The sequence below is a fragment of the Fluviicola sp. genome, assembly GCF_029266855.1.
Lineage (GTDB): Bacteria > Bacteroidota > Bacteroidia > Flavobacteriales_D > Crocinitomicaceae > Fluviicola.
In genome coordinates this window covers 1-12539 of the sequence record NZ_JAQSWB010000011.1, presented here as the reverse complement: position 1 = coordinate 12539, position 12539 = coordinate 1, and the positions used below count along the sequence as shown (strand labels likewise).

The 12539-nt window shown below is 39.5% G+C and carries 10 protein-coding genes; 7 read left to right on the top strand and 3 right to left on the bottom strand.

Annotated elements, in window-relative coordinates:
- Positions 1 to 40 precede the first annotated feature (40 nt).
- The 7 genes from K0S23_RS17605 (at position 41) to nadD (ending at position 6870) form a co-directional block, all read left to right on the top strand.
- Complete coding sequence (locus K0S23_RS17605) at positions 41 to 928, top strand: TIGR01777 family oxidoreductase (protein ID WP_300360104.1); 888 nt, start codon at positions 41 to 43, stop codon at positions 926 to 928.
- 262 nt (positions 929 to 1190) lie between these two features.
- Positions 1191 to 2765: a hypothetical protein gene (locus tag K0S23_RS17600; RefSeq protein WP_300360102.1), complete on the top strand. Its 1575-nt coding sequence runs from the start codon at positions 1191 to 1193 to the stop codon at positions 2763 to 2765.
- A gap of 149 nt (positions 2766 to 2914) precedes the next feature.
- On the top strand, positions 2915 to 3391 hold the full coding sequence (gene bcp / locus K0S23_RS17595) for a thioredoxin-dependent thiol peroxidase (RefSeq protein ID WP_300360100.1): 477 nt from the start codon (positions 2915 to 2917) through the stop codon (positions 3389 to 3391).
- Between the two features lie 62 nt (positions 3392 to 3453).
- Positions 3454 to 4485 carry a recombinase RecA gene (gene recA / locus K0S23_RS17590; RefSeq protein WP_300360099.1) on the top strand — a complete coding sequence of 344 codons (1032 nt, stop codon included), beginning with the start codon at positions 3454 to 3456 and terminating at the stop codon, positions 4483 to 4485.
- Between the two features lie 320 nt (positions 4486 to 4805).
- Positions 4806 to 5672: a YicC/YloC family endoribonuclease gene (locus K0S23_RS17585; protein WP_300360097.1), complete on the top strand. Its 867-nt coding sequence runs from the start codon at positions 4806 to 4808 to the stop codon at positions 5670 to 5672.
- Position 5673: 1 nt separating this feature from the next.
- Positions 5674 to 6252 carry a guanylate kinase gene (gene gmk, locus K0S23_RS17580; RefSeq protein WP_300360096.1) on the top strand — a complete coding sequence of 193 codons (579 nt, stop codon included), beginning with the start codon at positions 5674 to 5676 and terminating at the stop codon, positions 6250 to 6252.
- Positions 6253 to 6255: 3 nt separating this feature from the next.
- Complete coding sequence (gene nadD / locus K0S23_RS17575; RefSeq protein ID WP_300360095.1) at positions 6256 to 6870, top strand: nicotinate (nicotinamide) nucleotide adenylyltransferase; 615 nt, start codon at positions 6256 to 6258, stop codon at positions 6868 to 6870.
- A 2-nt stretch (positions 6871 to 6872) separates the two neighbouring features.
- Here the strand turns inward: nadD and K0S23_RS17570 are convergent, their stop codons facing one another.
- From K0S23_RS17570 to K0S23_RS17560, 3 genes are all read right to left on the bottom strand, one after another.
- Positions 6873 to 7100, bottom strand: a complete 228-nt coding sequence (locus K0S23_RS17570) for a hypothetical protein (RefSeq protein WP_300360093.1) — start codon at positions 7098 to 7100, stop codon at positions 6873 to 6875.
- 236 nt (positions 7101 to 7336) lie between these two features.
- A complete protein-coding gene (locus K0S23_RS17565; protein WP_300360091.1) occupies positions 7337 to 10729 on the bottom strand; it encodes a DEAD/DEAH box helicase in 3393 nt (1130 codons plus the stop codon).
- Positions 10730 to 10787: 58 nt separating this feature from the next.
- Positions 10788 to 12404 (bottom strand): hypothetical protein, encoded by a 1617-nt coding sequence (locus tag K0S23_RS17560; RefSeq protein ID WP_300360090.1) that lies wholly within the window; start codon positions 12402 to 12404, stop codon positions 10788 to 10790.
- Between the last annotated feature and the right edge of the window lie 135 nt (positions 12405 to 12539).

The following is a 12539-nucleotide window of genomic DNA, read 5'->3' as shown; positions in this document are numbered from 1 at the left end:
TTTTTTTCGCTTAAATTAGATTCCGAAATCAAAACGCGTTATGGAAAGGATAGTAATAGCAGGAGGCTCAGGACTGATCGGAACAGGGTTGGCAGACCATTTAAGAAAAGCAGGGCATGAAGTCTGGATCCTTACCAGAAAAGCCACAGATCCGAACCGTTTTTTCCTGAATTGGGATCCGGTTACCAAAACAATAGATCCTTTAGCGATTGAAAAGACAACGGTATTGATCAACCTATGCGGTGCAGAATTGGCGGCAAAACGATGGACAAAATCCCGGATAAACGAACTCTACGATTCCAGGGTGAATACAACCCGGTTTTTATTCGAAGTATATAAAGAATCAGCGCATTTAAAACACTTTGTATCCGCATCGGGAGCGGTTGCTTACGGATTTGATCACCCGGAAAAAACTTACAGGGAATCCGATTCTTTTGGAGATGACATCATCGCAGATATTACCCGGAAATGGGAAAAGGCTGCTGATCAGTTTGAATCGATCTGCCTGGTTTCCAAAATCAGAATTGCAGTGGTGCTGAGTGAATCGGGCGGAGCTTTACAGAAATTGGCAGATCCCGTTAAAAAGGGTTTTGGTGCTGTATTGGCTTCCGGGGAACAGGCAATCCCATGGATTTACTGTGAGGATCTTTACAGCATAATTGAATTCGTGATTGTGAATAAATTGCCGGGTGCATACCATGCTTCGGCGGGAAATACGACAAACAAGGAACTAACCAAACTGATTGCTAAAGTTCTGAAAAAAAGATTGTTGCCTGCAGTCCCGAAGTTTATTGTCCGGCTTCTTTTCGGAAAAATGGCAGTAATGCTCATCTATGGCAATAAAGTCTCTAATGAGAAAATTCATTCTGAAGGATTTTCTTTCCGGCATGGAAATCTTAATTCAACAATTCAGCGTATTTTTGGCTGAACAAAAAATCCCTTGCCAGATGACAAAGGATTTTTTTTGCTATTAATCGAAAAAACAAGAGCACCCCTACTCCTGTTACTCAAATGAGTACTTTTTAAACCGAATGATCTGTAAAATTATTCGGACAGGACAAAGATGAAACAAGACATTTATTTTTCGAAATCAATGTTTTTAATATTTACGATAACCAAACAGTAACTGAAAAGACTTAATTGTCTGTAAATCAAAAAGGTATAAACAATATTTTAAGCAAAAAATTACAATGTCCACAGGATCAACAGATAGTTTAGTTCGCTTAATTTCTTCTCTCTCCAAGGCTGAAAAACGAAGTTTTAAGCTTTATGCAAATCGAAATTCTTCTTCCCCGGAGGAGATCAAGTATTTGCAGTTGTTTGATTTTATTGATAAGACCGAAAATTATTCCGACGAATTGGCAATCTCCAGGATCAAAGGATTAAAAAAAAGCCAGCTTTCGAATATTAAAGCCCATTTATATAAACAGCTTCTTACAAGTTTGAGACTGCAGCATGCAACACACTTACCAACGATTGAAATCCGGGAGTCGATGGACCATGCCCTGATCCTGTATGAGAAAGGATTTTACAACCAGGCATTGAAATTGTTGGAAAAGGCAAAGCAACATGCAATTAAGATCCAGTCAACCATCTTGCACCTGGAGATCCTGGATTTTGAAAAATTTATTGAATCACAGCATATCACGCGAAGCGTCTCGTCGCGTGCAGATGAACTGACGGCTGAAAGCAGGGCTTTAAGTAAGCACGTGCAGGGAAGTATTCAATTTTCGAATCTGTCGTTGCAACTCTACGCTTTGAATGTAAAAGTGGGTTTTGTAAGGGATGAAAAAGACTACCGTTTCGTCAAAGAGTTCTTCGCAAAGCGCCTGCCTGAATACCAGATTTCAGAATTGAACTTTGAAGAGAAAATGCATCTTTACAATGCATATGTATGGTATCATTACATTACCCAGGAGTTTTTGATGTGTTTCAAGTATGCCAGCTTGTGGGTGAAACTTTTTGAAGATCATTCCCATGTGAAGGATCATTACCGCGAAATGTATCTGAAAGGCTTGTATAATTTGCAGAATGCATTATTCAACCTGCGAAACCACAAACGCTTGCTGGAATCTATTGAAAAATTGGAAAGTGCAGACCTGGGCGAACGGGAAAATGAGAATATCGCCTTGTTGCACCGAATGTATTGGCTCACGGCAAAGATCAATTATTATTATCTGTGCGGGACCTTTTCGGAAGGAATTGAGATCGTTCCGAAAGTAGAACAGTTTATTTCTGATCACGAGGACCGGCTGGATAATCACCGGATCATGATTTTGTATTATAAAGTTGCTTGTTTGTATTTCGGAAACGGAGATAACAAAATGGCGATTAAATACCTGAACCGGATCATCCAGTTGAAAGATGTTTCTTTAAGAGAGGACATTCAGGCATTTGCCCGTATCCTAAATCTGATTGCGCATTTTGAATCGGGAACAGACGATCATTTATTAGATTACCAGATCAAATCGGTTTACCGTTTCCTGAGAAACATGGGTGATTTACATGGAGTTCAGCACGAGATCCTGAACTTCTTGCGACAACTTCCTTTTGCCGACGACCGTTCCTTAATGCGCGCCTTCCGTATTTTGCATGGAAAGCTGGTTAAATTGTCTAAGCTTCCTTATGAAAAACGTCCGTTCCTTTACCTGGATATTATTTCCTGGCTGGAATGCAAAATTGAAAAACGTACCGTTCAGGAAGTCATTCGCAGTAAATTCTTAGTGGAACAGGAAACAGGTCAAAGCGTTTATTTCCCTGAATAATACAGGTGTTTTGGCGATTCCAAACTCAAACAAATTAACGAATGACGAAAATTTAAGCAAAAAAAACACCTTAAACTTGTCAGTTTAAAAATAAGTTGTACTTTTGATTACATAATCGTCATTTTAATGTTTAAATACTCAACAATTAAATGACAGGATTAAAAATAGGTGATCACATACCTGATTTTCAGGGAATGGATCAAAACGGGAAAGAGATTACAAATAAGCAGTTTGCAAACAAAAAATTAGTGGTTTATTTCTACCCGAAAGACAATACGCCAGCTTGTACGAATCAGGCATGCAGTTTAAGAGATTCGTACCAGGCATTACAAAAAGAAGGCTATTCTATTTTGGGAGTAAGTATGGATACAGAGAAGGCGCACGCTCGGTTTATTGAAAAGTTTAGCTTACCTTTTCCATTGATAGCGGACACCGAACGGAAAATGATAGATGCGTTTAAAGTTTGGGGTTTGAAGAAGTTTATGGGACGTGAATATGATGGCATCCACCGGACAACTTTTATAATCAATGAAAAGGGAATTATTACCCATATAATAGAGAAACCGAAAACGAAAATTCACGGTGAGGAAATTTTAAATTTGGAATCACCGGAAGATCGTAAGTAGTTTACGACCTACTGGGTGTACATTTGCAGAAACGATAACAAAACGATTTAAAATTAAACGATATGGCAGTTAAAGAAGTTAACCCGGAAAAATTGAAAGCACTTCAGCTAACAATGGAAAAGTTGGATAAGACTTTCGGAAAAGGATCTGTAATGAAATTAGGAGACAATGCAATTGAAGAAGTAGAGGTAATTCCTTCCGGTTCAATTACATTAGACCTGGCATTAGGTGTAAACGGTTATCCAAAAGGAAGAATCGTTGAAATTTATGGACCGGAGTCATCCGGAAAAACGACTTTGGCAATTCATGCAATTGCGGAAGTACAAAAACAAGGAGGAATTGCAGCTATCATTGATGCGGAGCACGCATTTGATCAGTTTTACGCACAAAAATTGGGGGTTGACGTTGAGAACCTATTGATCTCACAACCGGATAACGGAGAACAGGCATTGGAAATTGCCGACAGTTTGATTCGCTCCGGGGCTGTTGATTTGTTGGTTATTGACTCTGTTGCGGCACTGACACCGAAAGCGGAGATCGAAGGCGAGATGGGTGATTCTCAAATGGGATTACAGGCTCGATTGATGTCGAAAGCACTTCGTAAACTGACCGGTTCGATTAGTAAAGCAAAATGCTGTTGTATTTTCATTAACCAGCTGCGTGATAAAATCGGGGTGATGTTCGGTAACCCGGAAACAACAACCGGTGGAAATGCCTTGAAATTCTATGCTTCTATGCGTATTGATATTCGTAGAGCAGCCCAAATTAAAGAAGGCGAAGATGTGATTGGTAACCGCATCAAAGTGAAAGTAGTGAAAAACAAAGTTGCACCTCCATTCCGTAAAGCAGAGTTTGATATCATGTACGGGGAAGGAATTTCCAAAGTAGGTGAGATCATTGATTTGGGTGTGGAATTAAATATCTTAAAGAAAAGCGGATCTTGGTTCTCTTACGGAGAAACTCGTTTAGGACAAGGAAGAGATTCGGTAAAAAATATGATTGCTGATAATCCGGAATTAATGGATGAATTAGAAGCAAAGATCAAGGATGCTCTTGGAGCTAATCCCACTGCAGTGGTGTTGGCACAGGACTAACTGCATATCGTTTCCAATAAGTCCCGTGAGTAATTGCGGGGCTTATATTGGAAAAATATAAGGGTCTTCCCCGTAATTAATCGTAAACCATATAGCAACATAGCTCACATAGTATGTTCATAGGTAATCTGTATTGGGCTTCTCAATACAAGTAAATAAAAGCAAGCTCTATCTCAACTCCAATCTGTGAGAGGAATGATCTGATTAGTAGTTTCTTCTCTCTATTTCGATATGCTCTATGTGCTTAAATTAGTATTCTATGAGAATCTAATTAACACCTTCTCGACAATATTTCCTTACTTTTGCTCAAACTGAAGCAAATGGTATTATCAATGACCGGCTACGGAAAAGCAAGCGGTTCCTTCCAGGGGAAGAAAATCGTTGTGGAAATCCGTTCCTTAAACAGTAAGAGCTTAGATCTGAATATGCGTGCAATTCCCTTGTATCGTGAAATCGAATTGGAGAATCGCTCAATAGTTGCTGAATTACTAGACAGGGGTAAAGTAGAATTATCTATTTCCCTTGAGAATTCCGGTGATACAAAGAATTATGTGATTAACCGCGATTTGGCTCAGGCGTATTATAAAGATATCAAGGAAACTGCTGAATTACTGGGAGAACCAACAGATGATATTTTATCCCTGGTTATGAGAATGCCGGAGATTTACTCCAACGATAAAGAAGCACTTTCCGATGAAGAATCGACCTTTGTGCAAAGTTTGGTAAGAGAAGCATGTAATCATTTGAACGAGTTCCGTAAGCAAGAAGGCGATCAGTTAAGAAAGGATTTTGAAAACAATATCCAGCGGATCGACGAATTGCTGGCTGAAGTTCCAAAATATGAAACTGCACGCATTGACGCAGTTCGCGAGCGCATGAAAACAGGTTTGGAGAAGATCACGAATATCTCGATAGATCTGAATCGTTTGGAGCAGGAGATCATTTTCTATATCGAAAAAATGGATGTCTCTGAAGAGAAGATGCGTCTTTCCAATCACTTGAATTACTTCCTTGAAACGATGAATATTCCGCTCTGTGGAAAGAAACTTGGTTTCATTACGCAGGAAATTGGTCGTGAGATCAATACACTTGGAAGCAAATCGTACCATGTGGAGATGCAGAAACTGGTGGTTGAAATGAAAGATCACCTGGAGAAAATCAAAGAACAAGTTTTAAATACCCTGTAAAATGGCATTTGATTCGAGTGGCGGTAAATGTGTCATTTTCTCGGCGCCTTCAGGTGCCGGTAAAACTACCATTGTTCAATACTTGTTAGGCGAAATTCCTGAACTGGCTTTTTCCATTTCTGCCTGCAGCCGCGAACCGAGAGGGGATGAGGAACATGGAAAGCATTATTATTTTCTGGGAATCGAAGGATTCAAACAGAAAATAGATGGTGGTGAGTTTATTGAATGGGAAGAAGTTTACACAGATAATTTTTACGGAACACTGGCCTCGGAATTGGAACGAATTTGGGCCAATGGAAAAACAGTGATCTTTGATGTGGATGTAGTTGGAGGATTGAACCTGAAAAAAATCATGGGTGACAACGCGCTTGCAGTTTTTGTTCAGCCACCGTCCTTTGAGGATCTCGAACAACGCTTGCGCTTCAGAAGTACGGAGACAGAGGAAAAGATTTCCATGCGGCTGGCAAAAGCACACATTGAGTTGGATCGCGCTCCCGAGTTTGATTATATTCTCCTGAATGATGATTTGAGGAGAGCTTGTATTGAAGCAAAAGAAATCGTTCGAAAATTTATTTCCTGATTTATGAAAGTAGGACTCTATTTCGGAACGTTTAATCCCATTCATGTCGGACATTTGGTCATTGCCAATTACATGGCGGAATACACAGATATCGACCAGGTTTGGCTGGTAGTCACTCCACAAAATCCATTGAAACTTAAATCTTCTTTGTTGCCGGATTACCATCGCTTGGCAATTGTAAACGAAGCAATTCAGGATAATACCAACCTGAAAGCTTCCGATATCGAGTTCAAGTTACCGCAGCCTAATTATACTGCCACAACCCTGGCCCATTTAAAGGAAAAATATCCGGCCCATGAATTCTCTTTGATTATGGGAGAAGATAATTTGAGAACGTTCCACAAATGGTATAACCACGAACATTTGCTGGCAAATTACAAATTCTATGTTTACCCGCGTGTATTGACTCTCCAGGAGGAAGAAGAAGTTCAGGAGATCGGGCATTATCCGGAAAACGGATTTAAGGATCACGCGAATATCATTACCTGCGAAGATGCCCCGGTAATGAAAGTATCATCGAGTTTTGTACGGCATGCCATTAAAGAAGGAAAAGATGTACGTTACCTGCTCACAGATCCGGTGCGCAAGTATATTGATGAAATGAATTTTTACCGTTAAGCCTATTTGCGTTTAAATAAACGGGCAATTTGCTTGCGGAAGAAAAACATGAGAATTAAGTAAGGAATCGCAATCAGGAACAAAATCCCCGTATTGATAGAAGAACCAAAAGAGTTTTCATCTAATTCACTTCCTTGCTGAGCCAACAATTTGCACTGGGAACAACCTTGTCCAAAGGCAAAATCAACAACAATGAATGTGATTGCAAGTAAGAACAAACCTTTTTTCATGCTCCAAAAGTACGAACAAACGCTTAGAATAAATCTGCTTTTTCCTGATTTAACAAATTGAATACAGGTTTCCCGATTATGGGATAAATTTGCCTTGTGAACGATTTAATAAAATGGTTTACAACTTTGGGTTAATTTGTTGAAAATCAATGATATATACCATTTTTTGTCAGCAAGTTAATAAAATGGTTTACAATTTTCGGGCAGTTATTTGATTATGAGGCCTTTACTTCAAATCACAAAAGATCGATCAACTCTTTCCGGTTCAATTGTTTCAATGTACTCACATCCGTGTGTACCAAATCACCAACCAATTCCTGTTTGCGTTTTTGCAGCTCCAGTATTTTTTCTTCAATGGTATTTGGCGTAATGAAACGAACAGCAACCACTTTTTTGTCCTGACCGATACGGTAGGCGCGGTCGATTGCCTGATTTTCAACAGCTGGATTCCACCACGGGTCGATCAAATAAACGTAATCTGCCTGTGTTAAATTCAAGCCCATTCCTCCGGCTTTCAAACTGATCAAAAAGACCCGGATTTTCTCATCTTCCTGGAAGGCATTGACGACTTCTTTTCGTTTTTTAGTCTGACCGGTAAGCAGGGAATAAGGTATCTTCCGCTCCTCCAATGCATTTTCAATGAGTTTCAGCATTCCTACAAATTGAGAGAACACCAGGATTTTATGGTGTTTCTTTTTGTCCTCGATTTGCTGCATCAATTCCTGTATTTTGGCCGACTGATCTCCGTAAGAAACACCGTTTTCGTTGATCAGGGCCGGGGAATTACAAATCTGGCGCAATTTGGTAAGTCCTGCCAGTACATGCATGCTGCTTTGGCCGTCCAGAAAATCGGGCTCACTCATCAGGTATTCCTTCAATTCGGTTTTGTACACGTCGTAAACACGCTGCTGTTCGTGATCCATTTCACAGTATACAACCATTTCCGTTTTCTCGGGAAGTTCGGTTGCGACCTGTTTCTTGGTCCGTCTCAATAGGAAAGGATGAATCCGGCGCTGTAATTCTTTGGCCCGCTGACTGTCCTGAAATTTATCAATCGGAAACGCAAAATGGTCTTTGAATTGCTTCAATGAGCCAAACATTCCCGGATTACAAAAAGATAGGATGGAGAAAATATCCAGTGTATTGTTTTCGATCGGAGTTCCGGTCAGGACAAATCGCTGTTTGGACTGCAGCAGACGAACGGTTTTATAGCGCTTGGAATCCGGGTTCTTAATAGCCTGGCCTTCATCCAAAATGATCGTGTCAAAAACAAAATCTTTCAGATACCGGATATCTGAAAGCAGGGTTCCGTAAGTGCTCAGTAAAATATCATACTCCTCAAAATGCTGGGTCGATTTCATTCGTTTGCTTCCGTGCAGATCTAAGATCCGCAGGTGTGGAGTGAATTTTGCGGTTTCATCTTTCCAGTTAAAGACTAAGGAGGTTGGAACAACAATCAGGTGTGTTCCTCTTTTGACTTCCTGTTTTTTCGAAATGTAGGCCAAAAGCTGAATGGTTTTTCCAAGACCCATATCGTCGGCGAGGATTCCGCCAAAACCAAAATCATTTAAAAAGTGCAGCCAGTGATAACCTTCCCGCTGGTAATGTCTTAATTCGGTTTGAAATTCCTGTGGGAGTTCAATTTCGGGAATGCGCTCAAAGTGAGTAATTTTATCCTTAAGGTCTTCTATTTGCATGCGAACAGAACTGTCAACTTCTTCCGCATCGAACCATTCATCAATGAATTGATAAGATGTTTTCGGAATCCGGATCACGTCATCCACTAATTCTCCTTCCTGGAAAAAGGCCGAGAAACGTTCGAGCCATTGTTGCGGAAGCAATGCCATCTGTCCATCGCCCAGTTTCACATAGCGCGATTTTTGAATGATGCTTCGCTGAATTTCTTTTAACCGCACGCGATTATCGCCAACCTTGATGTGGGCTTTCGTTTCAAACCAATCAATTCCGCTGATGATCTGAACGGAAACTTTCATGCTCTTCGGAATCAATTTTAGTTTGGTCAGTTCCTGGAAACCATGAATTTCCAATTCGGCCTCACTCCATGATTCAAAGGCATTTAAAAACCAATCGTTTTCTAAAAACTGGCTTTTATGCAAATAGAAAAAATCACCGCCAAGCTGATACTCAAAATCTTTATGAAGGCGTATAATTTGTCCTAAAAAATTGACTTCCAGGTTCTCGTCCCTGGGGATTTCGAAAGAGCTCCCGGTTTGATCAATCGTGAGTAATTTCCGTTTGGAGAGAATTGGTACCTCCACTTTCCCGTACTCGATAATCGGGGTTATATGAACATAGTTTTCGCTGTCTGTTAGATAGATGCGTTTTGCCCGGACAGTTGCTAGTTGTGTTTGTTTGATGATTGCACGGCTGGCCTTTTTTACATAGGAGTAATTAATACTGACTACGTTTTCAAGCGGAACCAAAAAACTTGCCTGGAACTCATCGAACTGCGACTGATGGATAATGAGTTTGTGATGATTCTTTCTGAAGTAACTCAAAGTCCTCAGGTAGTTCCAGTTTTTTATGAGGTAAAGATCTTGTCCGCGGCGAATAAAAAGTTCGCTTTTCATCTTCACCTGGTCGAAGGGAATCTTCAAATTATCAAATTCAATGAAACCGGTAATTTCGTAAAACTCCTGGTTTTGGCTGACGTCCAAATGCAAAAGCATCGGTTTATCGTGAATATGAAGTGTAAGGTCCGTGTCTTTCGGTGGCTTGGTGTCCCAGACCTCAATAACCTCTAATTCTTCGAAGAGCGGTTTGGCTATTCCGATGGACTTTACCACTTTCAGGAACGTTTCTTCATCGTTCGTGAGGTTTCGGTATAGATGATGTTTCGCACCCAACATACCGAGCGCTGTATACGCTTGGATCATTTCGGGTTTCGTTTCCTGGAGGGCAAGTTCCAAAGCATTCAGGGATTGAATCGGAGCTTTTATCTTACCATTTTGCGTCAGCGCGCTTTCATGCAGTTGAAATTCAAAGTGATTCTCATTGGCAAAAGCACTGAAAGAAATATATCGGTTGGGTAAGGGTTTGTGCAATTTTTCAGGGGAAAAAGAAACAGGAACCAGTCTCTTGGTCAGCTCCTCTATTTTTTCCGGGTTTAGGCGAATGAGTTCGGGATTTTTGGAAGTAACTTTTACCCGTTTGTTCTCATAAGTGAGCTGAAATAATTCATCCCATCTTCTTTCTTCGGTAATTCCATAAGAAATCGCCGTTTCTGAAATGCGTTTTCTCCGATCGGACGCATCAAAGAAGGTACGGAAGTCAGGATACTCCATTACACGGTAAAGTACAATAGCCTGGTGGTCACACAGTTTTTTTCCATTTCCGCCACAACTACAGCCAAGAACAACTAGTTGGTTTTCCTGGGTGAGGATCACTTCGTGTTCTGCACGAAATCCGTAATTACATAAAAAAATGCCCTTGTTGATGGAAAGTTCAACAGCGTGAACGGAGTTTGAACTGAGATGCAATACCTGAATGACGGAAGCTTCTGCAAATTTTAAAAGGGTACCATAATTCAGTTCAGCGAACGCAGAATCGCGAAAAACAAATAAATCTTCGCCTTCATCGGCATCATCCATTTCAACTGAACTTAGCATTTAGTGAAGGTAGTTATAATTCAATAAAATTACATGGACAAATGAGGATCTATTCTTTTTAATCCTGTAATTTCTTATGTCTATACAAGGTACAGTTTTCATTCTTGTATGCCTGAACAAAAGAGGTCGAAATCATCCGCAGTGTGTTGTTATGATCCGCATTTAAACTATCCCATTTCCCCAGGACAAAGATATAGTCAACCTCCTTTTTTCCGTTTTTTAAATTAGTTGGATTTGAAGAGAATAATGAATATTCTGCAATGGATTCTCCTCCGATTTCAAGATTTGGAAGACTTTTTGTTTTCCAAAGCAACGGAAAGTAATTCATAGCTGCTTCGTAGTTTTCCAAAATAACCATCGGCTTATCAATTCCAAGGTAATTGGGGAAGTGTGCTACAAACCAATTATTTGTTAGGTTTACAGGAGCTATCACACTGTTTGGCTTTATAAACCTTTCAGCTTTATTACAATTGATGGCAATTTTATTGTGTATTTCAATTATAGAATCGAGATAGTGAACTCTTTTGAAATGAACAATTAATAAAAGTGCCGAACAGACTAAAACGAACCATTTTATCTGTTTCATACTCGAAATCCAAATAATTAGAAACAAAAAGAATAACAACCCGAATCTCATAGAGATAATACTTGCCATTCCATTTTCATCCGGCATTATGAACAAAAGGAGGAGCATGATTCCCGTTATAAGTAACCAGATGTCATTTAAACGAAGCATTCCACTTTTTCCGTTTATTTCATTCACTGATTTCCTGTTCCTTATTCTTACGATAATTCCTCCAATAATCAGCGCATACAATATGTAAATGACTTTCCTGGTAAATGCACTTTCCACTTCTTCATTATAACAAATGACCGGGTTTAAGTAATTTATCCATTTGATCAATTCATCTTTTGGCAGGAAAACAGCATTACCGGAATCAGGTCTGTTTGTAAAGTAAAGAATCATTAAGACCAGGGGAATAAAAGAACTTATTAGTAAAACGAGCGCTTTTTTGAAATGACTTATTAATGCTTCCCGGATGTTTTTTGTTTCAAAAAGTTGTTTCAGAAAAGTAATAAATGTATAGCAGCTAACGGCTAACAGCCCAATACTAAACATAACAATATGCGAAAAATAGGTTACCGTCAGAAACAGACTAAGGATTAGGATTTTCTTTACTGAACTTGCAATCGTTTGATGATTTTTGATCCAATAGGTAAGAATCAAAAGTAAACCGATTAGCCCGAACGAAAAATTATAAAATCCCAATGCCAAAAGATAATTATATGTAAAAGGAAAGATCAGGTAGCTTAGACCAATATATTCAGGATTAATAGATTTGGCCAGATATCGAAAAGAATAAGGTAATCCTACAAAATAAAGTATAAGCACCATTTTTTCTGCTAAATATCCGGGCAGAAACCATTTGAAGAAACACAGCAAAGCATGCCCGGTCCAATTCGGAACCGCTTCGGAATTGAATTGAAGAAAGGAATCAAGATTGGAATGAGGGGCAAAAAGCAACTGATTTATCAGGTTTGCATTGTAAAGGTGGGCAGGTCCATCAAGAGTAGGAAAAAATCGATAGCTGAAAACGGGCAAAAGATTCACTAAGACGATTAAGAGAAAAACCCATTTCTCATATTTAGTTAAGCTCTTCAGTAAATGATTCATGCAGTATGGTTTGTATGAAACAAAAATAATAAGAAAAAGCGCAGCTTTTGAAGACCAAATTACGACAAACGTCAGAGCGAAAGTAATTTGGGAGAAGCGCAGCTTTTGAAGACCAAATTACGACAAACGTCAGAG

What these genes read in the sequence shown, in the direction of transcription:
- K0S23_RS17605 (WP_300360104.1), top strand. Translation starts at nt 41, where the DNA reads ATGGAAAGGATAGTAATAGCAGGAGGCTCAGGACTGATCGGAACAGGG.
- K0S23_RS17600 (WP_300360102.1), top strand. Translation starts at nt 1,191, where the DNA reads ATGTCCACAGGATCAACAGATAGTTTAGTTCGCTTAATTTCTTCTCTC.
- bcp (WP_300360100.1), top strand. Translation starts at nt 2,915, where the DNA reads ATGACAGGATTAAAAATAGGTGATCACATACCTGATTTTCAGGGAATG.
- recA (WP_300360099.1), top strand. Translation starts at nt 3,454, where the DNA reads ATGGCAGTTAAAGAAGTTAACCCGGAAAAATTGAAAGCACTTCAGCTA.
- K0S23_RS17585 (WP_300360097.1), top strand. Translation starts at nt 4,806, where the DNA reads ATGGTATTATCAATGACCGGCTACGGAAAAGCAAGCGGTTCCTTCCAG.
- gmk (WP_300360096.1), top strand. Translation starts at nt 5,674, where the DNA reads ATGGCATTTGATTCGAGTGGCGGTAAATGTGTCATTTTCTCGGCGCCT.
- nadD (WP_300360095.1), top strand. Translation starts at nt 6,256, where the DNA reads ATGAAAGTAGGACTCTATTTCGGAACGTTTAATCCCATTCATGTCGGA.
- K0S23_RS17570 (WP_300360093.1), bottom strand. Translation starts at nt 7,100, where the DNA reads ATGAAAAAAGGTTTGTTCTTACTTGCAATCACATTCATTGTTGTTGAT.
- K0S23_RS17565 (WP_300360091.1), bottom strand. Translation starts at nt 10,729, where the DNA reads ATGCTAAGTTCAGTTGAAATGGATGATGCCGATGAAGGCGAAGATTTA.
- K0S23_RS17560 (WP_300360090.1), bottom strand. Translation starts at nt 12,404, where the DNA reads ATGAATCATTTACTGAAGAGCTTAACTAAATATGAGAAATGGGTTTTT.